22 protein-coding genes are annotated in these 24,374 nt (G+C 72.2%); 17 read left to right on the top strand and 5 right to left on the bottom strand.

The genetic code is table 11. From position 1 onward, the window contains the following. Positions 1–404 precede the first annotated feature (404 nt). Both ACWY4P_RS04085 and ACWY4P_RS04080 read left to right on the top strand, forming a co-directional pair. The gene (locus tag ACWY4P_RS04085; protein ID WP_456212804.1) at positions 405–1,661 is read left to right on the top strand and encodes an SLC13 family permease; all 1,257 of its coding nucleotides are present in this window, start codon (positions 405–407) and stop codon (positions 1,659–1,661) included. A 5-nt stretch (positions 1,662–1,666) separates the two neighbouring features. Further along, the gene (locus tag ACWY4P_RS04080) at positions 1,667–2,167 is read left to right on the top strand and encodes a universal stress protein (RefSeq protein WP_456208714.1); all 501 of its coding nucleotides are present in this window, start codon (positions 1,667–1,669) and stop codon (positions 2,165–2,167) included. A gap of 54 nt (positions 2,168–2,221) precedes the next feature. Here ACWY4P_RS04080 and ACWY4P_RS04075 read toward each other — a convergent pair whose 3' ends face one another. Continuing rightward, positions 2,222–2,734, bottom strand: coding sequence for a hypothetical protein (locus ACWY4P_RS04075; RefSeq protein ID WP_456208713.1), 513 nt, complete (start codon positions 2,732–2,734; stop codon positions 2,222–2,224). Between the two features lie 183 nt (positions 2,735–2,917). Here ACWY4P_RS04075 and ACWY4P_RS04070 point away from each other — a divergent pair, with 183 nt between their 5' ends. The 3 genes from ACWY4P_RS04070 to ACWY4P_RS04060 are packed head-to-tail and all read left to right on the top strand — an operon-like array spanning position 2,918 to position 4,946. After that, a complete protein-coding gene (locus tag ACWY4P_RS04070) occupies positions 2,918–3,142 on the top strand; it encodes a hypothetical protein (RefSeq protein WP_456208712.1) in 225 nt (74 codons plus the stop codon). A gap of 26 nt (positions 3,143–3,168) precedes the next feature. Beyond that, positions 3,169–3,675 (top strand): N-acetyltransferase family protein, encoded by a 507-nt coding sequence (locus ACWY4P_RS04065; protein ID WP_456212803.1) that lies wholly within the window; start codon positions 3,169–3,171, stop codon positions 3,673–3,675. A gap of 56 nt (positions 3,676–3,731) precedes the next feature. Further along, positions 3,732–4,946, top strand: a complete 1,215-nt coding sequence (locus ACWY4P_RS04060) for a serine hydrolase domain-containing protein (RefSeq protein WP_456208711.1) — start codon at positions 3,732–3,734, stop codon at positions 4,944–4,946. A gap of 140 nt (positions 4,947–5,086) precedes the next feature. Here ACWY4P_RS04060 and ACWY4P_RS04055 read toward each other — a convergent pair whose 3' ends face one another. Together ACWY4P_RS04055 and ACWY4P_RS04050 are read right to left on the bottom strand one after the other, a co-directional pair. After that, entirely contained in the window at positions 5,087–7,393 is a 2,307-nt protein-coding gene (locus ACWY4P_RS04055; protein WP_456208710.1) for a FlgD immunoglobulin-like domain containing protein, read from the bottom strand. 235 nt (positions 7,394–7,628) lie between these two features. Beyond that, positions 7,629–8,201, bottom strand: coding sequence for an ester cyclase (locus ACWY4P_RS04050; RefSeq protein ID WP_456208709.1), 573 nt, complete (start codon positions 8,199–8,201; stop codon positions 7,629–7,631). Between the two features lie 132 nt (positions 8,202–8,333). On the opposite strand from ACWY4P_RS04050, the gene ACWY4P_RS04045 reads away from it, so the two are divergent. Continuing rightward, entirely contained in the window at positions 8,334–8,945 is a 612-nt protein-coding gene (locus ACWY4P_RS04045) for a TetR/AcrR family transcriptional regulator (RefSeq protein WP_456208708.1), read from the top strand. A 55-nt stretch (positions 8,946–9,000) separates the two neighbouring features. On the opposite strand, the gene ACWY4P_RS04040 is transcribed toward ACWY4P_RS04045, so the two are convergent. Beyond that, positions 9,001–10,188: a 4-hydroxybenzoate 3-monooxygenase gene (locus ACWY4P_RS04040; RefSeq protein ID WP_456208707.1), complete on the bottom strand. Its 1,188-nt coding sequence runs from the start codon at positions 10,186–10,188 to the stop codon at positions 9,001–9,003. Positions 10,189–10,402: 214 nt separating this feature from the next. On the opposite strand from ACWY4P_RS04040, the gene ACWY4P_RS04035 reads away from it, so the two are divergent. Both ACWY4P_RS04035 and ACWY4P_RS04030 read left to right on the top strand, forming a co-directional pair. Next, positions 10,403–11,395 carry a helix-turn-helix transcriptional regulator gene (locus tag ACWY4P_RS04035; RefSeq protein WP_456208706.1) on the top strand — a complete coding sequence of 331 codons (993 nt, stop codon included), beginning with the start codon at positions 10,403–10,405 and terminating at the stop codon, positions 11,393–11,395. A gap of 210 nt (positions 11,396–11,605) precedes the next feature. Then, a complete protein-coding gene (locus ACWY4P_RS04030) occupies positions 11,606–11,980 on the top strand; it encodes a nuclear transport factor 2 family protein (RefSeq protein WP_456208705.1) in 375 nt (124 codons plus the stop codon). Positions 11,981–12,061: 81 nt separating this feature from the next. Here ACWY4P_RS04030 and ACWY4P_RS04025 read toward each other — a convergent pair whose 3' ends face one another. Next, complete coding sequence (locus ACWY4P_RS04025; protein WP_456208704.1) at positions 12,062–12,634, bottom strand: cupin domain-containing protein; 573 nt, start codon at positions 12,632–12,634, stop codon at positions 12,062–12,064. Between the two features lie 226 nt (positions 12,635–12,860). Between ACWY4P_RS04025 and ACWY4P_RS04020 the strand changes: the two genes are divergently transcribed. The 9 genes from ACWY4P_RS04020 (at position 12,861) to ACWY4P_RS03980 (ending at position 24,374) form a co-directional block, all read left to right on the top strand. Then, a complete protein-coding gene (locus ACWY4P_RS04020) occupies positions 12,861–13,325 on the top strand; it encodes an RrF2 family transcriptional regulator (protein WP_456212802.1) in 465 nt (154 codons plus the stop codon). Continuing rightward, complete coding sequence (locus ACWY4P_RS04015) at positions 13,322–14,287, top strand: DsbA family oxidoreductase (protein ID WP_456208703.1); 966 nt, start codon at positions 13,322–13,324, stop codon at positions 14,285–14,287. The genes ACWY4P_RS04020 and ACWY4P_RS04015 overlap by 4 nt, the downstream gene beginning before the upstream one ends. 590 nt (positions 14,288–14,877) lie before the next feature. Next, a complete protein-coding gene (locus ACWY4P_RS04010) occupies positions 14,878–16,449 on the top strand; it encodes an ABC transporter substrate-binding protein (protein ID WP_456208702.1) in 1,572 nt (523 codons plus the stop codon). Further along, the gene (locus ACWY4P_RS04005; protein WP_456208701.1) at positions 16,446–17,564 is read left to right on the top strand and encodes an ABC transporter permease; all 1,119 of its coding nucleotides are present in this window, start codon (positions 16,446–16,448) and stop codon (positions 17,562–17,564) included. Before ACWY4P_RS04010 ends, ACWY4P_RS04005 begins: the two co-directional genes overlap by 4 nt. After that, positions 17,561–18,466, top strand: a complete 906-nt coding sequence (locus tag ACWY4P_RS04000; protein WP_456208700.1) for an ABC transporter permease — start codon at positions 17,561–17,563, stop codon at positions 18,464–18,466. Before ACWY4P_RS04005 ends, ACWY4P_RS04000 begins: the two co-directional genes overlap by 4 nt. Next, on the top strand, positions 18,450–19,544 hold the full coding sequence (locus ACWY4P_RS03995; protein ID WP_456208699.1) for an ABC transporter ATP-binding protein: 1,095 nt from the start codon (positions 18,450–18,452) through the stop codon (positions 19,542–19,544). The genes ACWY4P_RS04000 and ACWY4P_RS03995 overlap by 17 nt, the downstream gene beginning before the upstream one ends. Then, a complete protein-coding gene (locus ACWY4P_RS03990) occupies positions 19,541–20,686 on the top strand; it encodes an ABC transporter ATP-binding protein (RefSeq protein ID WP_456208698.1) in 1,146 nt (381 codons plus the stop codon). Before ACWY4P_RS03995 ends, ACWY4P_RS03990 begins: the two co-directional genes overlap by 4 nt. Beyond that, positions 20,683–23,133: a molybdopterin-dependent oxidoreductase gene (locus ACWY4P_RS03985; protein ID WP_456208697.1), complete on the top strand. Its 2,451-nt coding sequence runs from the start codon at positions 20,683–20,685 to the stop codon at positions 23,131–23,133. The genes ACWY4P_RS03990 and ACWY4P_RS03985 overlap by 4 nt, the downstream gene beginning before the upstream one ends. Next, on the top strand, positions 23,130–24,374 hold the full coding sequence (locus tag ACWY4P_RS03980; protein WP_456208696.1) for an acyl-CoA dehydrogenase family protein: 1,245 nt from the start codon (positions 23,130–23,132) through the stop codon (positions 24,372–24,374). Before ACWY4P_RS03985 ends, ACWY4P_RS03980 begins: the two co-directional genes overlap by 4 nt.

Genomic DNA, 24,374 nt, shown 5'->3' with positions numbered 1-24,374 from the left:
TTGGCGGCGGGCGCCGGCGTGGGAAAGGATGATCTTGATGTCCGGGAAGCGGTCCAGGCTTCCGGACCGGGCCAGGTTGACGGCGGCACGCGTGGTGTCCAGCAGGAAGTCGGCCGCGTAGGCGGGCAGGCCGGGGACCGGCTCGGCCGGCAGGGTCGAGGGGTGGACGAAGAGGACGGCGGAGCGCCGGTTGAGCTGTTCCATCAGCGAATCGAAGGTCCCGTCCGCTCGACGACATCCCAGGCCGGGGCGTGGCTCGGCGATCAGCCGACGACGGCGGCGTCCACGGCGGCGCTGTGCGCCGCGCCAACGGACAGCCGTCCCGGACCGCAGCGAGTCGCTCCGTGGCCGGTCACGCGGCACGGACCTGCTTCGATGAAGACCTCACCTGGGAGGTCGGGACCCTGAACACATCACTTGTGGAGGCCTTGGCGGCCGTCCTGCTGCTGGTGGTGCTGGCGTGCGCGGTGATCCGCCCGTTCGGCTGGCCGGAAGCGGTGGTCGCGGTGCCGGCCGCCGCCGTGCTGGTCGCCATCGGGGCGATCTCGCTGGAGCACGCCCGGGCCGAGGCCGCGCACCTGGGGCCGGTGATCGGTTTCCTCGCGGCCGTGCTGATCCTCGCCCGGCTGTGTGCCGACGAAAGGCTCTTCCACGCCTGCGGGGTGTGGATGGCCCGCACGGCGCGGGGACAGCCCCGGCGACTGCTGTCCGCCGTCTTCGTCCTGGCCTCGGTGATCACGGCAGTCCTCAGTCTGGACGCCACCATCGTGCTGCTGACCCCGGTGGTCTTCGCCACCGCCGCCCGGCTCGGCGCCCGCCCCAAGCCGCACGTGTACGCCTGCACCCACCTGTCCAACACCGCCTCGCTGCTGCTGCCGGTCTCGAACCTGACCAACCTGCTCGCCTTCGCGGCCAGCGGACTGAGCTTCACCCGCTTCGCCGCCCTGATGGCTCCGCCCTGGCTGGCCGCGATCGCCGTCGAATACCTGGTGTTCCGCCGCTGCTTCGCCACCGATCTGGACACCGGAACGCACGCCACGCAGGATGCCGATCCTCCTCAGCTGCCGTTGTTCGCGCTGGTCACCGTGGCCTGCACGCTGGCAGGCTTCGTCCTCACCTCCGTGCTCGGCGTCGACCCGGCCTGGGCCGCCGCGGCCGGCGCGCTCGTGCTGGCCGGCCGCGCGCTGGCCCAGCGCCGCACCACCCTCGGCTCCCTCGTCGGGGCCGCCGACCTGTCCTTCCTTGCCTTCGTCCTCGCCCTGGGCATCGTGGTGCGCGTGGTGGTCGACAACGGACTCGCCGATGCCCTGGGCCACCTGGTCCCCTCCGGCACCACCCTGCCCGCCCTGCTCGGTATCGCAGCCCTGGCCGCGGTGCTCGCGAACCTGATCAACAACCTGCCCGCCGTGCTGGTGCTGCTGCCGCTGACCGCCCCGCAGGGGCCCGGCGCGGTCCTCGCCGTCCTGCTCGGGGTGAACATCGGACCCAACCTCACCTACGCCGGGTCCCTGGCGACCCTGCTGTGGCGGCGCATCATGCACAGCCACGAACATGAGGTCGACCTGAAGGAGTTCACCCGCCTCGGCCTGCTCAGCGTGCCCGCTGCGCTCGGCCTGGCCGTGGTGGCACTGTGGGCATCGCTGCACGTCCTGGGAGGCTGACAGCCGTGACCGTGATCGCTTGGATCGTTGAAGGTACCTGGCCGGCCTGCGTGGACGCCGCCCGCGCCCACGCGCCCGAGGCCACCGACGTCGTGCTGTTGCACGTCACCGGCCCCGATGTCCCCGGCATCGCGCACGGCGCCTACGCCGGGCTGCTCGGCCGCGGCCACCGCGAACACGACCCGGGCACCCGCCTGGAAGACCTCGGCGCCGCCTCCGCCGCCCAGCTCCTGGACGCCGCAGCCCAACGCCTTGGCCACCCGTGTACCCGACAGGAGAGGACCGGACGCCCCGAGAGGGAGGTTGTCGCCGCGTCCGAAGGCGCCGATCTGCTCATCCTGGCCCGCGATGGAGACCGCTCCCGCCTCGGCCCCCGAAGTCTCGGTCCCGCCAGCCGGTTCGTCGTCGATCACGCTCCCTGTCCGGTGCTGCTGGTCTGGCCTGAACCCGCGCCGGGCATCGCAACCATCCCCCCGCCGCACCCACACCCGCCCCACCACAGGTAGCCGTTCCTCGGACGGTCCTCGCCGGAGTGGCCCTGGTGGCGCGAGTGTGTGCCACTAACCATTCCAGCCCGGCGTACGAGGTACGCGTGACTCAGGCTCGACCTCGAGGTAACGGCGGCCGCGTGGTCCCCGGTACTCCAAGGCCTCCCAGCCCAGCCGGCGCAGCACGGCCACACAGTTCCGCAGCTCATCCTGGGCCGCGTATGCGGCACCGCTTCCCGGCGGACCCAGCCACTCGACGCGCACGACACCGGCCTGGTCGGCCGCGCGAACGCAATATCCGGTTGCGATGCGGCCTCCCTCTGAGTCGACAGCAGACGGCGGGATGCCGGCGGCCTCCAGAGCGAGGGCCACGGCGCGTACTGGCTGGCGCCGTTCCCATTCAGCGGGCACACCATCAGGGGCAGCGGTCCCGGTGCTCATGAGCCGCCGGATCTGCAGCAATCCCTCGAACGCCGCCCGCACCGCAGCTTCCCGCCCCCGGGCGCTCCCCGCAGGGAGTGCTCCGGCGCCGGTAGCCATCTCGAACCCGACAGATGCCCGGCCGATGTCGTCCTCACCCGCCATCCCCTGATCCCTTCAGACTCCGACGTGCTCGTACAAGGCGAATCCTGCCGCGCCCGGGTGACCACCCGTGCCGGAGCCACCGACGCGGCGCCTGCCAGGGCCGCTGCCGCACCTGGCTGGACGGCTCGCGCGCGACGCCGTCCACCATCCACCGTCCGCTCTCGGAACGTACGATCAGCTGCCATGAGTACCATGCGCCGACCGCTCGGCCACGGCCCGCAGCCACAGCCTCCTGCCGTCACCCAGCAAGGGGCGGGCAGCGCCCGCCGGGTGAGCGCCGCCGAGGCCGACATCGACGTGACGCCGCTGTACCGGCCCGGCGGACTGGAGCACCTCGCCCAGCTGCGCGAGCGCGGCGTGCTCGGCCCGTCGTCAGAGACGCCCGGCCAAGACGGGCCCGCTCGGTGAACGATCTTGCTGCGCGCGGCCGTCCCATGGAATGGGCGCTGCGTCCCGCGGAGCCGGCGGATGTCGAGGCGATCGCGGAGCTGCGGGCGACGGTGATGCGCCCGGACCTGGAGCGGTTGGGACGGTTCGACGAGCATCGGGTCCGGCAGCGGCTGCGGGATTCGTTCTCCCCGCGGCACACGTCGGTCATCGTGGCCGATGGCGCCTTCGCGGGCTGTGTCACGGTGCGCCCGGCCGAGGACGGGCGGTGGCTGGAGCATTTCTATCTCGCTCCGGGCCTCCAGGGCCGGGGGCTCGGATCGGCCGTGCTGCGCACACTGCTGAAGCGGATCGATGCCGACGGCGTGCTCGTCCGTCTGAATGTCCTACAGGGCAGTGCCGCCCGGCGGCTGTACGAGCGCCATGGGTTCACCGTCGAGGTTCAGGACCCGATCGACGTCTGCATGGTGCGACGGCCGGGCGCGGGCACTGACCGGGTTCTTGTCACCCTGGTCCCACTCCGGTACGACACGAACGATGGCTCCCGGGGGTGATGTGGGGCGAACACCGCGATCCCTAACATGCGGGCCTCACGTTCAAGGGGGCACCCGTGATCAAGCACAAGCGTGCGCTGGGTGGCGCACTCACACTGGCCGTGGCGGTCGGCGCCGTGGTGGGCGCGGTGGGGGGTGACAACGTGTCGCGGTGGAACGCCGCCGCGACGGTCACCGCCGCAGATTCCACCGCCGCCAAGTCCACCAACGCAGCCGACCACGCTCGGCTGCGCGCACTCCTGCACCGGCTGACGACGGTCGACGGCGGGCCCGGAGCGCTCGTCGAAGTGCGGGACCGGCACGGCAGCGCGGTGCTGACCAGCGGTGTCGCGGACGTGAAGAGCCACGCGCCGGTGCGCCGTGACAGCAGGTTCCGGATCGGCAGCATGACCAAACCGTTCGTGGCGACAGTCGTGCTCCAGCTGGTGGGAGAACAACGCGTCGCCCTCGACGCGCCGGTGGAGCGCTACCTGCCCGGCGTCGTCCGCGGACACGGCAACGACGGGCGGGTGATCACGGTCCGTCAGCTGCTCCAGCACACCAGCGGTGTGCCCGACATCCTCGACCACCTCACCCCGCAGGAGATCCTCAAAGACCCCCTGGCCCACCACGACACGCGTGACCTCGTGAACATCGCGCTCGCCCACCCCCCGACCTTCGAGCCGGGCACCGGCTGGCGCTACTCCAACACGGGCTACCTGCTGGCCGGCCTGATCATCGAGAAGGTGACCGGCCACACGTACGGCGAGGAGATCCGCCGGCGCATCATCACGCCGCTCGGCCTGCGCGAGACATACGTGCCGGGTGACGCCTCGGCGATCCCCGGACCGCACCCGCGCGGGTACGTGCGGCCGGGCGAGGACGCGCCGCTCATGGACATCACCGCGATCAACCCCTCGGTCGCGGGCTCCGCCGGCGAGATGATCTCCAGTGGCACCGACCTCAACCGGTTCCTGGACGCGCTCGTACGCGGCAGGCTGCTGCGCCCGGCCCAGCTTCGGGAGATGATGAAGACCCGGCCGACCGGCAACCCGGACGGCCGGGCGTACGGCCTCGGCCTGGAGAGCCGGCCGCTGCCCTGCGGCGGCCTCTACTGGGGGCACAGCGGCGACATCCTCGGGTACCAGACGGCGGGTGGTGCCACGGTCGACGGCAGGCAGGCGACGGTCATGGTGAACCTCGGCCCGGGTGGTTCGGACGCACAGGAGGACGACATGAAGGCCGCCGTCCGGACGGCGCTCTGCGAGGGCCGGCCCTCGGCCTCTCGGTAGCGCGCCCACCGGTGGCGGCCGGCGGCTGCTGTGCGACCCGCAGCGGTCGGTGGGGCGCGGCGAGTGCCGCGCTCCGCCGACCGCATCCTCGGTGACGTGGCGTCAGAGTTGTGCCTCTGTGCCGGGCGAGTCGCCCGGCCTCATGAACCGGTGATCACGAGCGCCCCGGAGACCGTGACGGGGTCACCCTGCCCGTCCGCGGGGGTGGCGGTCAGGGTCCAGGTGTAGTCGCCGTCGGGGGCGGTGGGGCCATCGGTGGTGGTGCCGTCCCAGGAGACCTTGACGGTGCTCGCCGCCGACTTGCCGGTCCAGGTGCGCACCTCGGCGTCGGTGTCGCGGTTGTGCAGTGTCAGCTTCCAGGAGGTGGCCGGCTTGGACAGCCACCACTGGGCGTTCCAGGCGGCCGTTTCCTCGCCGCGGTTCCAGGTGGCGGGGACGCTGCGGTCCGGGACGGACAGCGCGGAGACGTCGTGCTGGGGCGCGAAGATGTGAACGGTTTCCGCCCTGTCGACATAGGCGAGCTTGCCCGCACGGCGGTCCACCGCCCAGGTGACGCCACGGCTGTCGGCGGCGGAGGTGGGCTTCACTCCGAGGACGGTGCCCAGATCGGTGGTGGTGCCGTCCTCGTTGAGGCCGGTCAGGCTGAGTGCGCCGTCGACCTCGTTGTGGGAGGCGATGAAGCCGTCACCGAGGAGGGCGTCGTCGGACGAGGCGGGGTAGGTGAGCCCGGTGGCGGGGTCCTGGACGCCGGCCTCGCCCTGTTCGGGGCAGCTCCAGTAGAGCAGCGTGCCGTTGCTCTGCAGCTCTTCAGGTGTGCACGAGGTGCCGAGCGACACGGTGTCGGTCTGCTTTCCGGTCTGCAGATCGGTGGCGATCACGGTGCCGGGCCGGTCCGGGGACGGCGTCCAGAGGGTGGCGTAGTCCAGGGCCGCGGCCTGCGTGGCCTGTTCCCGGACGATCCGGTCGCGGACGATGTCGATGACGTACTGCCGCTTGTAGGGGCCCTGCGACTCGTAGAGGACGTACTCGGGGGAGACGTCCAGGATGCGGCCGCCCGCGGCGGGCAGCGGTAGCCGGTCGGCGGGCCGGTCCGGGTCGTCACCCGTCACCAGCACGTCCTTGCCGCCGTTGGCCGCGTCCGCCACCAGCCGGGCCAGGCCCTCGTCGCCGCCGTCGGCGAACCGCCCCGGTGCGGAGGAGCCGTGGACGGGCAGATCGTCCCCGGCGGACGGGTCCAGCGCGGTGCCGACGTCCTTGCCGTGCAGCCGCTCCGTCTGCTGGAGCGCGTTGACGTAGCGGACGGTGCCCCGGTCCAGGCCGAGCGCCTGGATCGAGCCGTAGGCCTCCGTGACCGGCGTCACCTCGCGCAGCGGCAGATCGAACACGAGCCCGCTGCCGTCCACGGCGAAGTGGTGGATGGCTCGCGTGCCGTCCGCGTCGCGGCCCAGGGCGGTGAGCGTGCTGTCGGACCCCTGTAGACCTTGTTCGATCTCGGTGAGCAGGACGCGTGAGGTCTCCGCCCCGTCGATCGGCGTCAGGCGCAGCGGTCCTCGGTCACCCTCGTGCCACAGCACGTTCCGGCCCACCGTGTAGGCGGTGACCTCGCTGTCGGCGGACTGGGGAGTGAGCGGGACGACTCGCGGCGTGGTCGTGGTGCCGTCGCGCGGCAGTACACGCACCCCCTGCTCGTCCTGCCGGCTGAACCATGTCACCGCATCGCGCGTGATGCGGAAGCTGCTCGCCTCGCCGGTGACCGGCAGCGGGGCGACCGCGCCGGTGAGGCCGTTGAGGATCCCATAGCCGTGGGTGGAGCCGGTGCGGTAGCGGATGAGGAGCGAGGTGCCCTCGACGCCGAGCAGCACCGGTTCGGACTCGGCGGTGGCGTCCGCCGGCAGCCGCACCTGGATGTCGTAGGGCGTGTCCCCGCTGCGGCCCCGGAGCACCCGCAGTTCGTACGTGCCGTCCTCGAGCGTCCGGGAGGCGAGGACGAACCCGCCGTGCACCCGGGGGTGCGCGTATCCGTCCGGCAGTCTCAGGGTCGACTTGGTGTTCTGGTCGATGTTGAGCAGGGTGATCGTGGTCCCGCCATCCGCGTCGGTGGTGGCGTAGGCGACGCGGTTGGACTGATCGTGCTGCGAGAAGAACGACTCCCGCGCCACGCCGTCCAGCGCCTTCACGGGAATGGTCTGGCGGTTGTAGGTGTTGGTCCACAGATAGCTCTTGGAGCCCTGCTCCTGGTGCAGCACTCCGTTTCCGCCGGTGGACAGCAGCGTCTCGGCCCGATCGCCGTAGGCATCGGGCGACGGTATGACCACCTCGGTGGCGTCGGCCGCCCGGGCGGTGGCCGGCGGCAGTGATACGGCCACGCCCGAGGCGAGCGTGAGCGTGACCGCGACCAGCGCCACGGAGTGTGCGGAGCGTCTGAGACGCGTTTGCCGGAAGTTCATGTGTTTCCCCCTCGCTGATCGACCGGCGGCGACCAGTCGCCTCCCGGTCACCCGCGGCCCTGCCGATCATGCAAGGCCCACGTCAGAGTAAGGACAACTCCCCTGCTGCGACGGCTATTTCAGAAGATTGCGCCCCGGTGTACCGGAACCGGATGATCCGGTACAGGCCGGTCGGCGGGCCCCTGTGATCACACGCGCCTCAAACGCTCGAAGAAGCCCTGCCGGTGGCGGTTGTTCAGTGGCTCGGGTGCGGTGTGAGGTGAAGGAGGGCGGCCGCGTCGGCTGCCTGTGCCGTGACGTGTGCGGCCGCGCGGGCGGCTCGTCCGGTCACTCGCCAGGTGAGCATGCGTACCGCGGTGGCCGGGGCCGGCGGGAAGATGCCGAGCTGCCCGAGCATGGTGATGTCGTCGCGTACGGCCTCGTGTACGGCCACCTTGCCGTCGCGGAGGCCGAGCACGTGGATCTGTTCGAAGTCGATCTGGCGTCCGGTGGGGGGTACTGCCTGGTCGAGGGCGCCTTCGCGGAAGCGGATGAAGGGGCCGGTGTGGTGGCCTTGCATGCGCAGCCGCACCCAGACCTGGTCGTCGTCGCGGGCGGTGCCGAGGATGGCGAAGTGCAGGTTGCTGAAGGCCGACCGCATCCACGCGCCCGAGGCGAGGACCCCCGCCGGTCCCGGAGTCGCGCAGGCCGGGGGTGACGCAACCGCCTCACGGTTGCGGAAGTCCTCGTGCACCACGTCGGTGGCCAGTGCCGCGTCTCCCGTCTCAAGTGTTCGGAAGAGCCCATGGGCCAGATCCGTGACGTTCATTGCGTGGATACCTCTCTCCGGCAGGGCCAGGCCGCGGCCGGGCCCCGAGCCCTTCGCGTTGACCGGAAATTGAGGTTAGAGGGAGTCTAATGAATAGTCCAACCGTGTGATGATGTTGGTTAGGATGGCGTCATGCCCTCCAAGCGCACCTACGTCTCCCCCTTGCGCGAGCAGGCTGCCGCGCAGACTCGCGCGCTGATCCTCCAGCGGGCCACAGAACTGTTCGCCGAGCGGGGCTATGGGCGTGTCACGATCGCGGACATCGCCTCGGCGGCCGGCGTCGCGGCGAAGACCGTCTTCGCGAGTGTCGGGAGCAAGGGCGACATCCTGGACCGGATCGTGGACCAAGGCGTAGCCGACTCCGGCTACGAGCAGGCCATGCGGCAGATACTCGCCCTGCCGACACCCGAGGCGGTCCTCAAAGCACTGGCGCACGGCACGCGAATGGGCAACGAGGGCCAGTTCACGGTGCACGAGGCGATCCGCAAGGCACTGCCCGTCCATGAAAGCGGCGAGACACTATGGGGGCGCGCCACCGCCGCGTACCGGGACGCACTCCACGCTGCCGCCCATCACCTCCACACGCTGACTCCGCCGCCCTCCTGTGCCGTGGAGGAGACGGCCGGCCTGCTGTGGTTCTGGTTCGGCCCGGCCGGGTGGCGCACCTTGGTGGTCGACAACGGCTGGTCGTGGGATCGGGCCGAGAGCGTCCTCTACCGTACGGCGGTCACCGTTCTTTGCTGAGCCAGTGGCGGCCCAGTTTGTTGTTACGTTGAGTGACGAGCTGTCGCGTCCTGGTTCAGGACACTCCCCAGCCGATCGGCAGGCCCGCGTAGTTCTCCGCCAGCTCCCGCGCGGCGACCGGGGAGGTGGCGATCCGGTCCAGCTGGGAAATCTGGAGACGGGTGTCGAAGGCGGTCTGTTCCGGGTCGATGTGCAAGGTGGTGGTCATGAACCAGGAGAAGTGTTCGGCCCGCCAGACCCGGCGCAGGCAGGTGTCGGAGTAGGCGTCGAGCAGCTCGGCGGAGCCGGTTTCGTCGAGGTGGGTGAAGGCGTGGGCGAGGATCACGACGTCGGCGACGGCGAGGTTCAGCCCCTTGGCGCCGGTGGGCGGCACGATGTGGGCGGCGTCGCCCGCGAGGAACAGGCGTCCGTACCGCATCGGCTCGGTGACGGAGCTGCGCATCGGCAGGACGGCCTTGGCGGTGATGGGGCCGCGCCGCAGTGTCCAGTCGCCGTCGACGGCGAAGCGGGCGTCGAGCTCGTCCCAGATGCGCTCGTCGGACCACGCGGCGGGGTCCGTGCCGTTGGGCACCTGTAGGTAGAGGCGGCTGACGGCGGCTGAGCGCATGCTGAGCAGGGCGAAGCCGCGCGGCGAGTGGGCGTAGACCAGCTCGTCGGAGGAGGGCGGGACGTCGGCCAGGATGCCGAACCAGGAGTAGGGGTAGGACCGCTCGTATACCCGGCGCAGAGCGCCGGGTATCGCGTGGCGGGCCACTCCGTGGTAGCCGTCGCAGCCGACGACGTAATCACACTCGAGGGTCTTGTCCTGGCCTTCGTGGGTGAAGCGGATGACGGGGCGGTCGCCGTCGACTTCTTCGACGGATTGTGCCTGCGCCTCGAACAGCAGGGGTGCGCCGTCTTGCAGTTGGAGGGCGATCAGGTCCCTGACGACCTCGGTCTGGGCGTAGACGGTCACGGTGCGGCCGCCGGTGAGTGCGGGGAAGTCGAGGCGGTGGCTGCGGCCGTTCCAGCGCAGTTCCACCCCGTCGTGGACCAGGGCTTCGCGATCCAGCCGCTCGCCCGCGCCGGATTGGCGAAGGATGTCGACGGTGCCCTGCTCAAGAAGACCGGCGCGCTGGCGGGACTCGACATAGGCGCGGTCTCGGCTCTCCAGGACGACACAGTCGATGCCGGAGCGGTGGAGCAGCCGGGCGAGCAGCAGTCCGGCGGGACCGCCGCCGATGATGCCGACGGTGGTGCGCATCAGTTACTCCCGGAGGGGTCGGTAGGCTGTTCGCCCAATGAACTTTCATTCATAAATTGGCGCGATGAGTCTCCGCTTGATCTCAGCGGCTTGTCAATGGCCCACCCCTGTCCTTCCCGTCCGCGCAGGGCCACGTCGGCGTGCCCGCCTCACGCGCCGGTGGCGCGGGGCATACCTGACACCGTCCGTCATGTATATGCGCCATGCTTGAGGCATGAAGTCGGACCGGTTGCTCTCCATCCTGCTGTTGCTGCAGACACACGGGCAAGTGCCCGCCAGCGAGCTGGCGTCGCGCCTGGAGGTGTCGGTGCGCACGATCTTCCGGGACGTCGAGGCGCTGTCGGCCGCAGGGGTGCCGGTGTACGCGGAGCGCGGGCGTAACGGCGGTATCACGTTGCTGCCGGGGTACCGGACCGATGTCACCGGCCTCACCGCCGACGAGGCCCGTGCACTGTTCGTGCTGGTCACGGAGCAGGCGCATGCGGATCTGGGGTTGGGGCAGGCGATCGGTTCGGCGTTGCGCAAGGTGATGGCGGCGCTGCCGGCGCCGTTTCGCGGGGACGCCGATCTGGCGAGCAGGCGGATCATGATCGATCCGGTGCGCTGGCGCAGCAGCCCGCGGCCTTCGGCGGTCGATCTCGGTGTGCTACAGGCGGCGGTGTTCAACGACCGGCGGCTGCGGCTGCGCTACCGGCACGGCCGTGACGCTCAGGTGCGCTCGTACACGCTGGATCCGTACGGGCTGGTGAGCAAGGCCGGGGCCTGGTACTTGGTGGCGGACCACCGGGGGCAGCCGATGATGTTCCGTTCGGATCGGATGCTGTCGGCGTCGTTGGTCGACGAGTCGGTGCGCCGCCGTGACGGGGTGGAGCTGGCGGATGTGTGGGAGGCGCTGCGGCAGAGCATCGACCAGATCCCGGCACCGGTGCGGGTGGTCGCGCGGGTGCAGCGGTCGGTGCTGGCCCGGTTCCTGCGCTACCACGAAGCCGACCTCGCAGGTCCTGCGCCTGCCTTGGAGGAGGCTGAGACGGGCGGCGAGGGTGAACCGGTGGAGCTGGAGCTGCGGTTCCCCGCGCTGCGGGCGGCCGAACAACTGCTGGTGTTCGGCCCGGCGGTCGAGGTGATGGAGCCTGCGGAACTGCGCGAGGTCCTGGTGCGCCGGGCACAGGAGACGATCTCCCTGTACACCGAGGGCCGCGGCGCCTGACACGATGCCGTCCGCCGAGTACGGCCAGGAAAGAAACTCAGAAATACATGACGCTCGCTGTCAGGTATCTCTAGTCAGGATGGGACACGAACCTGCCCGGCCGCCGACCAGGCGATCCGGCTCCCCCTGACATGCGACCCACGTGCGCCCGTGCCACGGTCCCGTTTGTCGCACAGCGGGGGGCGAAACACCTCGAAAGGAATATTTCCCATGACTGCCACCAGCGGCTCCGCTCAGAAGGTCGCCGACGAGTTCGCCCGTGCCTGGCTCGGCCGCGATGTCGAGAAGGCGCTGGGCTTCCTCGCCGACGACGTTGTGTGCGAAGCCCCGAACGGCCGCTACGAGGGCCTGGCCCGCTACCGCGAGTTCCTGGAGCCGTTCGCGAGCACCCTCATCAGCGGCACGGTGATCGACGTGCTGGGTGACGACACCCACGCGGCGACCGTCTACACCACCGAAGTGCCCTTCGCGAAGGACTTCCGCGGCATGGACTACCTCACCGTCAAGGACGGCAAGATCACCCACCTGATCAGCGTCTTCGACCTCAGCCCGGCGATCAAGGCCGGACGCGACCCGCAGCACTGACCAGTCCGGAAAGCGGGTCTGCGGTCCGTCCGCGCGACGGCGGTGGACCCGCCCCGGCTTCGCGGCTGACGGCCGGCGCGCTCAGTCCGGCCGGTGGTCATCGCTGTCGGGCGCGGTGTCGAGCACGTACAGCTCCGGCAGGTTGACGACGATGGCTTCCTGGGTGCTGCGGGCGATCACCACGACGGCCTCCTCGTCCGGACTGGGGTTCTCCTCGCGGTGCGGGACGTACGGCGGTACGAAGATGTAGTCGCCGGGCGAGGTGCGGATGCGGACCTCCTCGGGCGTGCCGCTGGAGTCGTCGAGGAAGACGAACTCCGGGTGCCCCTTCACCACGTGGATCGCTGTCTCGGAGGCTCCGTGGTGGTGGTTGGAGGATGCGGTGTCGGGGGCGACATGCGTCTGGCCCATCCAGATGCGTTCCGAGCCGACGCTGCGGCCGCTGATCGCGGCGAAGCGCCGCATTCCGCCGGTCTGTGCGGTGTCGCCGTCGAGGGCGTCGGCGCGGATGTGGTGCAGCCGTGCGTGGAGCGGCAGCGAGGCACCGCCTGTGTCGTGGTCGGGGAGATCGGGGTGGAAGCCGTCCTTCTGGCGCTCGGCGGCGTGATCACCGGAGGGAGCGCTGCCGGGCTGGGGTGAGGCGGGGGAGGGCATGTGAGTCCTGCTCGTCGGGGTGGGGGAGGGCGGGGTCGCGTCGGTCTGAGCCCGTTCGCCCGAGGGAGCGGTGCGGGAAGAGGCGGTGCCGGGCGTGCGGTCCCGGCGCCGACCGTAGAGAGCCGCGCGAATGGATGTCAAGATGTGTCCATTGCCGCCGAGCTGGCGTTTCCCCGTTCGTACGCGGTGGCGGCCACGGACAGAACCCCCCGGAGAGACGGTGCACATGCAGATCTCGGCGAAGGCGGACTACGCGGTGCGGGCGCTCGTCGAACTCGCGGCGGACAGCGGACGGCCCCAGACCTGTGAGGGCATAGCCTCCGCGCAGGACATCCCGTTCCGCTTCCTGAAGTCGGTCGTCCAGGACCTGCGGAAGGCGGGCCTGGTCCGCAGTCAGCGCGGCTGTGAGGGCGGTTACTGGCTCGGCCGCGACGCGGAAATGATCAGTGTCGCCGAGGTGATGGCCGCCGTCGACGGTGAGTTCCTCACCCTGCGGGGCCTGCGGCCGGATGCGCTGGCCTACCCGGGGGCCGCTGAGGGCCTTCCGGAGCTGTGGCGTTCGGTCGAGGCCGCCGCGTACGAGGTGCTCGGACGGACGACCATCGCCGCACTCGCGGAGCGGGGCGCGAAGCCGCCGGCCGGCGGAGCGCCCGAGGGCGCCGCGGCGCGTGGCTCTGCGGTGCCGGCATGAGCTGGGTGCGTGCGGAGAGCGGCGGGCGGGTCCGACGAGAGGACGGAGGGGAGGTGTCGCCGGTCCTGCGGATCACCGAGTTCACCGACGCGGCCTGTCCGTGGGCCTGGGGCTCGGAGCCGGCCTTCCGGCTGCTGCGGCACACGCTCGGGCCGCGCGCCGCGTGGCGGCGGGTGTTCGGCATTCTCTTCGACGAGGACGACGACCCCGCCCCGGACCCGGATGCCGAGGCCCGCTGGTACCAGCGGTTCATCGGCGATGTCGCCCTTCACACGGGCGCGCCGTACGCGCACCGGCTGCACTGGCTGACACGCAGCAGCTGGCCCGCCTCCCTCGCCGCCAAGGCGTCGGAGGAGCAGGGCGTGGACGTGGCGGAGCGGGTGCTGCGACGTCTGCGGGAGACCACCTTCGTTCTGGGTACTCCCGCTGACACCGAGGACGGCATCCGCGACGCCGTGTGCGGCGTGTCCGGTCTGGACGTCGAACGGCTGCTGCGCGACCTCGGGTCCTCGCGGGTCCGGGAGGCGGTCCGCGAGGACTGGGCCGAGACCCGGCGGCCGATCCCCGAGGTGATCGGCCTGGACGCCCCGGGGCCGCACGGCGGACGGGCCAAGGAGGTCGGGGAGCGGCGCCGATACGCCCTGCCGACGCTCCTGTTGGACGGGCCCGGCGGCCGGGTGTGCGTGCCGGGCCGGCGTCCCTTCGCGGTCTACCTCGACGCCTCCCGGGCCGCTGCCGGTGACGTGGCCCTGCCCGACCCCGTGGCGATGTCGGCGGGTGAGGCGCTGGCGCGCTGGCGGAGTCTGACCGGGCCCGAACTGGCCCTGCTCGCCGGGGTGTCCGACACGACGGCCCCGCCGGGCGAGGCCGTCCGGATCGAGACGGGGAACGGCCCGCTGTGGCTGCACCCCGACGAGGCGCGCTTCCACCCCGCCGTACGGCGGGGTGGCCTGACGCGCTGACGAAAGCGCAGGTCGTCGAGGTCCCGAACAATGAGACACCTCGAGGTGTCCATTGACAGCGGCTCCCGCGACCACGACGATGTGGGACATGCATTCGACGCATCCGGGCGTGCTCTGCCGCTACGTGGACTACCTGCGCACCTCCAGCGCCCTCTGTCGCTGATCCGGCGGTCTCGCCGTCCGGGGAGGCTCCGGCACACCGTAGACGGTGGTCCCCTCCCGCCGGACGGGCCCGGGAAACTTCGTCAGTTCCCGCCCGGAGAGCCGGTCGTCGGCTCTCGGGCCGCGGTATGACACCTGGCCGGACCAGCAGCGAGCCGTTCGCGGCGGGTCGCAACCCGCGGCGGTGGCCCCCGATGGGCGTCAGCGCCCGGAGCCGTTCCCGCCACGCCGCGGCCCTCACGGCGCAACCGCGAGGTGCGCCAGGCGGGCCGACGCACCGCACGAGCCCGACCGGCCCATCCCCCGACCTGCCGTTCCCGTAACACCCCTGTCTCCGCCCCCTTCCGCCTCGCGCCCCCACCCGGCGCCGTACGGCTCTGCCCGCGTACCCGAAAGGACCGGCACGGCCGAGAAAGGTGCGCGCCCCCGTGCCGAACCACCGTTTCCCACCTCCCGTCACCGACCTCCCCCCGTCCGGCTCCGGCCTCGGCCGGCGCTCCTTCCTCGGGCTCTCCCTCGGCGCCGGAGCGGCGCTCGCACTCACCGCCTGCGGAGGCCAGTCCACGACGGGCGCCGCAGGCGCGGCCGCCACCCTCAAGTGGGGCTGGCAGCTGCCGACTTCCTGGGATCCGGTCACCTCGACCGCCGGATGGGACGTACACGACCTCTCGCTGGTCTACGCCGCGCTCACCAAGCTCGACCCCAAGGGCGACCCGGTCCCCGCCCTCGCCGGCTCCTGGACGTACAACGACGACGGGACCGTGGTCCGCTTCACCCTCCGCAAGGGCCTGAAGTTCGGCGACGGGACACCGCTGGACGCCACCGCCGTGAAGAAGAGCCTCGAACGCGGCCGTGACGACGCGAAGTCGCTGGTCGCCCCCCAGCTCACCGGTGTCGAAAAGGTCACCGCAGTCGACGACCACACCGTCGAATTGCGCCTGGCCGAGCCCGACTTCCAGATCCCCGCTCTCCTCGCCGGCAAGACCGGCATGGTCGTCAACTACAAGGTCTTCGAGAGCGACCCGGCGAGCCTGGCCACCAAGCCCGCGGGCGCGGGCCCGTACACCCTCGTCAGTTACGTCCAGAACTCCAAGGCGGTGCTTCGCCGCAACCCCGACTACTGGGACGCCGGGCAGATCAAGGTGGAGAACTTCGAGGTCCACCCGCTTCCCGAGCCCTCGACGGTCGTCGCCTCCCTGAAGTCCGGCGAGTACAACGTCGCGCAGATCCCCGGGAGCCAGGTCGAGGCGGCGAAGAAGGCGGGTCTGAAGGTGCAGGTCATCCCCTCCATGGTGGTGTCCGTCATCGATGTGCACAACGGCAGGGAGCCGTTCGACGACCCCGACGTCGTCCGCGCCCTGAAGCACGCGATCGACCGCGAGCAACTCCTCAAGACCGGCGCCTTCGGCTACGGCGAGGTCTCCCACCAGCCCTTCCCCGCGGGTTATCCGGGCCATGACCCGGAGCTGGAGAAGCTGTTCCCCTACGACCCCGAGAAGGCGAAGGAGCTGCTGGCCAAGGTGGGTCACGCGGACGGTCTCGAGATCACGCTCACCGCACAGAACGCCGAAGGCGTCGCGGAGCTGATCCAGGCCCAGCTGAAGAAGGTCGGCGTCACGGCGAAGCTCGAAACCATTCCCCAGGCCCGCGCCACCCAGATCGTCTACGTCCAGCGGGGCAAGTCCTTCTACCTCGACCAGTTCGCCGGGCGCGAGTCCGCCACCCAGGCCTTCCAGGTGCTCTTCGGCAAGCAAGGGCTGATGAACATCGGCCGCACCACCTCGCCCGAGCTGGAGAAGGCGCTCGAGACCGTGCGCCGCACCCCGCTGGACGCCGCCGAGTACCCGGCACGGCTCCAGAAAGCGGTCGGCATCGCCGTACGGACCATGCCGAACATCTTCCTCTACACCATCCCGCGGATCCTGGCCCGCAACCCCAAGGTCTCCGAGATCCCGCACTACACCGTCGTCCAGCGGTTCGAGGGGGTCACCGTCTCATGAGCGCTCCCGCCCTGACGGGCGACGGCCGGAAAGGGGCCCGGTCGCGCGGGTCGGCGGCGCCACCGAAGCGGGCGCGGCCGGTGTGGCCCTCACCGCCGGCAGCGGTGACGCGGCGGCTGGCCCGCGCGCCCCGCGCGCTGGGCCGGGTGCTCGCGGCCACCGCGACGGTCCTGCTGCTGGCCTCGCTCCTCACCTTCGCCCTCGGCGCCCTCTCCGACGCCAACCCGGCCGCCGCCGTGCTCGGTGACAACGCGACTCCGGCGGAAATCGCCCGCGTGGAGGCGCAGTTCGGTCTCGACCGGCCCCTGTACGCGCAGTACCTGAGCTGGCTCGGCAACGCGCTCTCCGGCGACCTGGGCGTCTCCTGGTTCACCGGCGTTCCCGTCGCCGACAGCATCGCCCAAGCGCTGCCGGTGGACCTGTCCATCGCCGGTCTCGCGCTGCTGCTCGCCGTGGTGTTGGGCGGCGGCGCGGGCATCGCGGCGGCGATGAACAACGGCGGACGCCTCGACCGGGCCATCACCCTCTTCTGCTCGGTGCTGGCCACCCTGCCGCCGTTCCTCATCGGGATCGTGCTGATCGTGGTCTTCGCGGTGCAACTCGGCACGCTGCCCACCGGAGGGTACGTACCGCTCGGGCAGAGCCCGGGACAGTGGCTGCGGTACGCGCTCCTGCCCGCCGTCGCCCTCAGCCTGGACGCGGCCGCCGCCATCGCCCGTCAGCTGCGCACCTCGCTGGTCGGGGCGCTGCGCGAGAACTACGTGACCGGCGCGGAGATGCGGGGGTTCTCCACTCGGCGGGTGCTGTTCGGGCATGTGCTGCGCAACGCCGCCGGGCCCGCGCTGAGCGTCCTGGGCCTGAGCGTGCCGGTGATCATCGGCGGCGCCGTCGTCACCGAGAAGATCTTCAACCTGCCCGGTATCGCCCGGCTCTCGCTACAGGCCGCCGAGGAGCACGACATCCCCGTCATCCAGGGCGCCCTGCTGGTCACCATCGGCGTGGTGCTCATCGCCAACCTCGCGGTCAACGCGGCGCTCGCCGCCCTGAATCCGGCCGCCGCACGCCGGCAGGCGTCGGGGGGCCGTGGCCCGGCGCGGGAAGGGAGCACCCCTTGAGAACACTGCGCCGCACCTGGCGGCTTCCGTCGGCCCGCGTCGCGCTGGCCGTCCTGGGCGTGGTCGCGGTGCTGGCCGTGGCGGGCGGCGCCCTCGCCCCGTACGACCCGCTGGCGCAGCACCCGGCCAGCATGCTGCGCGGGCCCAGCGCCGAACACCTCCTGGGCACCGACTATCTGGGGCGCGACGTCCTCAGCAGACTGCTGGCCGGGACCGGGCTGTCCGTCGCGGGCGCGCTGGAGGCCGTGGCCGCGGCCATGCTGCTGGGGATCGTGCCGGGCCTGGCGTCGGTGTGGCTGGGGCGGGCCGTCGAGTGGAGCACCCAGCGCGCCGCCGACACCTTGATGATCATGCCGTTCACGGTCTTCGCGATCGCGGTGGTCGGAGCGCTCGGCAACGGCATGCACCAGGCGATGCTCGCGCTCGGCGTGCTGTTCGCGCCGCTGTACTTCCGGGTCACGCGGGCGGCGGCCCTCGGGCTCAAGCAGGCCCAGTACGTCGAGGCGGCCGAACTGATGGGGGCGACCCGACGGCGGATCCTGCGCACCCACGTCTGGAGCAAGATCCTGCCGACCATCGCGGTCACCACGGGACAGGCCATCGGCCAGGCGCTCCTGGTCGTCGCCTCCCTGACCTTCCTGGGCCTGGGCGTCCAGCCACCGGCCCCGACCTGGGGCGGGATGCTCGCCTCCGACCTGAGCTATCTCGCCCAGCAGCCCTGGGCCCCGTTGATTCCCGGCGCCGCGATCATGATCACCGTCGGGGCCCTCAACATCCTCGCGGACGCGATCCGCGACAGCGACGCGCCGGGCGCGGGAGATGCCGCCGTCCGCGCCACCTCCCGCCCCCGCTCGTCGTCCCACTCCAGCCCCGAGGAGGCCGGCCGTGTCCCGACCGCTTGAGTCCCGAGCCGAGGGGCGGGCCGGTCCCGCACTGAGCGTCGACGGCCTCGAGGTCACCATCGGCGGGCAGGTGAAGGCCGTCCGTGGGGTGTCGTTCACCCTGGCCCGTGGCGAAGCTGTCGGCCTGGTGGGGGAGTCCGGCAGCGGCAAGAGCCTGACCTGCCGGTCCGTCCTGGGCGTGCTGCCCGGCGGCTGTGAGATCTCCGGCGGAAGGATCGGCCTGGGCACGGACGCCGGCGGCGAAGGCGCGGCCACCGAACTCACCGAACTCACCGAACTCACCGAACTCACCCGCAGAGGGTGGGACGCCGTCCGGGGCCGGCGCGTCGGCGCGGTCTTCCAGGACCCCGCCTCGTACCTCAACCCCTCCCTCACGGTCGGGCGCCAGCTCGCCGAGCAACTGAGAGTGGGCGGCGGCCTGTCCCGGTCCGCGGCGCACGCCCGCGCCGTCGAGCTGTTCTCGGCCGTCGGCCTGCACCGCCCCGACGAGGTCTTCCACCAGTACCCGGACGAGCTGTCCGGCGGGATGCTCCAGCGGGTCCTCATCGCCATCGCCGTGTCCCTGGAACCCGAACTGCTCATCGCCGACGAGGCCACGACCGCGCTCGACGTCGTCATCCAGGCCGAGATCCTCGAACTCCTCGGGCGGCTGCGCGCCGAGCGGGGGCTCGCCCTGCTGCTGGTCACCCACGACCTGGCGGTGGTCGCCGAGCACTGCGACCGCGTCCTGGTGATGTACGCGGGGGAGATCGTGGAGGACGGCCCCACCGCCGACGTGCTCGCCGCGCCCGCACACCCCTACACCGAGGCACTGCTCAAGGTCGCCTCGATCGGCGCATGGGGACGCCGTGAACTCGACGTCATCCCCGGCCGGCCCCCCGAAACCGGTGCGGAACTGCCCGGCTGCCGGTTCGCCGACCGCTGCGCGTACGCCACACCACAGTGCGCCGCGGCACCCGTCGCCCTCCGCACCGCCGGTGACCGGCGCCGGGCGCGCTGCCTGCGCACCGCCGGGCTGCCCGACCCGTCGGCCGCCACGGTGGCCCCCGCGCCCGAGCCCGAAGGAGCCCCGGCATGACCACCGCCCACCCCTCCTGGCCCGGGGACGGCGCGGGTGTCCGCGCGGGTGTCCTCCTCAGGCCTGAGGACACCACGAGGGGGGACGCGGCGCCGCTGCTGGAGATCAGCGGACTGTCCGCCTCGTACGGCCGCCGTGCCACCTCTTGGCGGCGCGCGGGCGCCACCCGCGTTCTGGCCGACGTCGACCTGACCGTACGGGCCGGGGAGATCGTCGGCATCATCGGCGAGACCGGTTCGGGCAAGACCACCCTGGCGCGCGCCACCGTCGGTCTTGTGGCCCCCGACAGCGGGCGGATTCGCTTCGACGGACGCGAGCTGACCGGGTTGCGCCGGGGCGAACTGCGCGCCTTCCGGCGCTCCGGGCGCGTGCAGTACATGTTCCAGGACCCGCTGCGGTCCCAGGACCCGGACCTGACGGTACGACAGATCGTGGCCGAGCCGCTCGCGGTCGCCGGGGAGCTCGGCAGACGGGAGCGGGCCGAGCGGGCCGACGAGGCGCTGGCCCTCGTCGGCCTGGACGCCGCCGAGCTCGGATCGCGCGCGCCCGCCCAGATCTCGGGCGGGCAGCGGCAGCGCGTCTCCCTGGCCCGCGCCATCGTCACCCGGCCCCGGCTGCTGCTCAGCGACGAGCCGGTCAGCGCCCTGGACGCGTCCAACCGCAACCTCGTGCTGGGCCTGCTCGACCGGCTGCGCCGCGAACTCGGCCTCGCCGTCGTCGTCATCTCCCACGACCTGAGCACACTGGCCGGCATCGCCGACCGGGTCGCCGTCCTCTACCGCGGCCGACTCGTCGAACAGGGCCCCATCGGCGACGTACTGGAGCGCCCCAGGCACCCGTACACCGCCCTGCTCACCGCCTCCGCACCGAGCGTCCGTAGCGAACACGTGCTGCTTCCCGCCCAGTTGCGCCCGCACGCGAACCGCGAGCCCTGGCCGGAGGAGGAAGGCTGTGCCTTCGCACCCCGCTGCCGGTTCGCCGACGCGCACTGCCGCGACGAGCCCCGCCCCGTCGCCCCGGCCGCCGACGAGCTGGACGAGGACGCGACACGCCGTACGGTCGCCTGCCACCACGCAGCCACCTGGCGCGCGGGCCTGGCCGCCGAAGAGCCCGCCGGCGACGAGGCCGTGGTCCCCGTATGAGCAGCGACTCCGCGGCCCCGGCCCGGCCCACGACCTCCCACTGGGGGGCCTACAGCGTGCGCCCGCGGCCCGACGGCGGCCTCGGGATCCGGCCGCATCCCGAGGACCCGTCGCCGTCCCCGCTGCTGGGCAACATCGAAGGAGCACTGCGCCACCCCACCCGCGTGCGCCGGCCCGCCGTGCGCCGGGGCTGGCTCGACCACGGACCCGCCCCTTCCGGCGGGCGCGGCCACGAGCCCTTCGTCGAGGTCGGCTGGGACGAGGCGCTCGACCTCGTGGCGGCCGAACTCGCCCGCGTCCGCGACGAACACGGTCCGCAGGCCGTCTTCGGAGGCTCGTACGGCTGGGGCTCGGCCGGGCGTTTCCACCATGCCCAGAGCCAGCTGCACCGCTTCCTGGCCCAGTACGGCGGCTACACCGCCTCCCGCAACAGCTACAGCCTCGGCGCCTCGCTCGTCCTGCTGCCCCACCTCGTCGGGCCATCGGGCGCCGATGCCGTGCTGCGCTCCGCGAGCAGCTGGCCCACCATCGTCGAGCACACCGAGCTGATCGTGGCGTTCGGCGGCATCCCCGCCAAGAACGTGTACGTCACCCCCGGTGGCATCACGCGCCACCGCACCCCCGGCCACCTCGGCGCACTCGCCGCCGCGGGCACCCATGTCGCGCTGGTCAGCCCGCTCCGCGCCGACCTGCCCGAGGAGCTGGACACCACCTGGTACCCGGTCGCCCCCGCCACCGACACCGCGCTCATGCTCGGTCTCGCGCACACCCTCCTCAGCGAGCGACTGCACGACCGCGCCTTCCTCGACCGCTGCACCACCGGCTTCGACGTCTTCGCCCGCTACCTCGAAGGACACACCGACGCCACGCCCAAGAGCGCCGACTGGGCCGCCCGCATCTGCGGCATCCCCGCCGAGGACATCCGCGGCCTCGCCCGCCGGATGGCCGCCCGCCGCACCCTGATCACCGTCACCTGGTCCCTCCAGCGCGCCCAGCACGGCGAACAGCCCGTCTGGGCCGGGCTCGCCCTCGCCGCCATGCTCGGCCAGATCGGCCTGCCCGGCGGTGGTTTCGGACACGGCTACGGCTCGATGGGCGACGTCGGCGACGACGGCCCCCAGCTGCCCCTGCCCCGGCTGCCGCAGGGCCCCAACCCGGTTGCCGAGTTCATCCCCTGCGCCCGCATCGCCGACCTGCTGCTGTCGCCGGGGGAGCGTTACGACTACGACGGTGAGCGCCGCACCTACCCCGACATCCGGCTGGTGTACTGGGCCGGCGGCAACCCCTTCCACCACCACCAGGACCTGGGGCGGCTGCGGCGGGCCTTCGGCCGCCCGGACACCATCGTGGTCCACGAACCGTACTGGACCTCCACCGCACGGCACGCCGACATCGTCCTGCCCACGACCACCACCCTCGAACGCGAGGACATGGGCGGCGGGCGGCGCGACACCCATCTCATCGCCATGCACCGCGCGGTCGACCCCGTCGGCGAGGCCCGCGACGACCACACCGTCCTGGCCGCCCTCGCCACCCGCCTCGGCTTCGCCGACCGCTTCACCGAGGGCCGCACCCCGCGCCAGTGGCTGGAGCACCTCTACGGCGAGTGGCGCGGGCGGATGCGCGACCTCGGCCACCAGGACGTACCCGCATTCGAGGAGTTCTGGACGGCGGGGGAGTACCGGCTGCCCGAAGGCCCGCGCCACTTCACCCTCTTCGAGGACTTCCGGCGCGACCCCCGAGCCCACCCGCTGACCACCCCGAGTGGCCGCATCGAGATCTTCTCGGCCACCATCGCCGCCCTCGGCCTCCCCGACTGCCCCGGCCACCCCGCCTGGCTGGAACCGGACGAGTGGCCCGGCAGCCCCGACACCCACCGGCACCCCCTGCTGCTGATCGCCAATCAGCCCGCCTCCCGGCTGCACAGCCAGCACGACGTCGGCGCGCTCAGCCTCGCCGGCAAGGTCGCGGGCCGCGAAGCCGTCGAACTCCACCCGGACGACGCCGCCGACCGCTCCATCCAGGACGGCGACATCGTCCGGATCTTCAACGACCGCGGCGCGGTGCTCGCGGGCGCGGTACTCAGCGACGGGCTGCGGCGCGGCGTGCTGCGGCTGCCCACCGGGGCCTGGTTCGACCCCGTACCGGAGAGCGACGGCGTGCCGGACGGCGATGGCGTGCTGTGCGCGCATGGCAACCCGAACACGCTGACCGCCGACATCCCCAGCTCCCGCCTGACCCAGGGGTGCACGGGCCAGCATGCGCTCGTCCAGGCCGAGAAGTACGCGGGCGAGCCCCCGCCGGTGACCGTCCGGCGTCCGCCGCCTGTGCTCGCCACGCCCGCCGGGCCCCGGCCCACCGCGGGCGCCGCACACCGCACCGCCACGACCACCGACGAGAAAGCAACCACGACCGCCGACGAGACAGCCACCCCGGAGACCCCGTGACCTCCACCACCGACCGGACCCACCGCCCCACCGCGCTCCCGCCCCCGGACCCCGCCCGGCTTCCCGCGCTCGCCGCGGCGCTGGCCGCCCGCGCCCCCGCACACGACCGCGACGCCTCCTTCCCCACCGAAGGGGTCGCCCTCGTCCACCAAGCCGGGCTGCTCACAGCCACCGTCGCCGCGCGGCACGGAGGGCCCGGGGCCGGACTCGCCGACACCGTCCGCATCCTGCGCGCCCTGGGCGCCGGGGACCCGGCCGTGGCCCTGGTGACGGCCATGACCCTGTTCGTCCACGCCGTCGAGGCCCGTACGCCCGCCTGGCCGGCCACCGCCTACGCCGATCTGCTCGCCGAGTCGGCGGCGGGGCCGGCCCTGGTCAACGCGTTGCGGGTCGAGCCGGAACTGGGCAGCCCGATCCGCGGCGGGCTGCCCGCCACCACCGCCCGGCGCGACGGCGACCACTGGCTGCTGACGGGCCGGAAGATCTACTCCACGGGCGCGGTGGGGCTCAGCCGCATGCTGGTCTTCGCGCGCACCGAGCCCACCAGTGGCGAGCCCGTACGCGTCGGCACCTTCATCGTCCGCGCGGGCAGCCCCGGGCTGGCCGTGGAGCCGACCTGGGACCACGTCGGCCTGCGGGCCAGCCGCAGCGACGACGTCGTCCTGGACTCCGTACGGATCCCCGCCGGTGACGTCATCGACCTCGCCGAGCCCGGCGACACGCCGGGCGCCCGCCCCGACCCGGTCACCGGTGCCTGGAACGCCCTCGGGCTGACCGCGCTGTACCTCGGCGTCGCCGGCGCCGCCCGCGACTGGCTGATCGGCTTCCTCCACGAGCGCGTGCCCACCGCCCTCGGCGCGCCGCTCGCGACCCTGCCCCGCTTCCAGAGCGCCGTGGGCGAGATCGAGGCCGCCCTCATCGGCGCCGACACGCTCGTGGACGCCCTCGCCGCCCGCGTCGACGCGGGCGACCCGGAGGCCGCCGAACACGCGGGCGTCGCCAAGGTCCTCGGCATCCGTGCCGCCATCAGCGCCGTCGACCAGGCCGTCTCACTCACCGGCAACCACGGCCTCACACACGCCAACCCACTTCAGCGGCACCACCGGGACGTGCTCTGCGGCCGTGTGCACACCCCGCAGGACGACTCCGTCCTCACCGCGACCGGCCGTGCGGCACTGGCCCGCCGGTCCACGCCCACCGCGTCCGACCCGTCCCACCCGCACGTACCGAAAGGCAACTGA

The sequence above is a fragment of the Streptomyces sp. LZ34 genome (genome assembly GCF_053890475.1).
The sequence above is the reverse complement of the archived record's forward strand: the minus strand, read 5'-3'. Positions and strand labels throughout refer to the sequence as shown.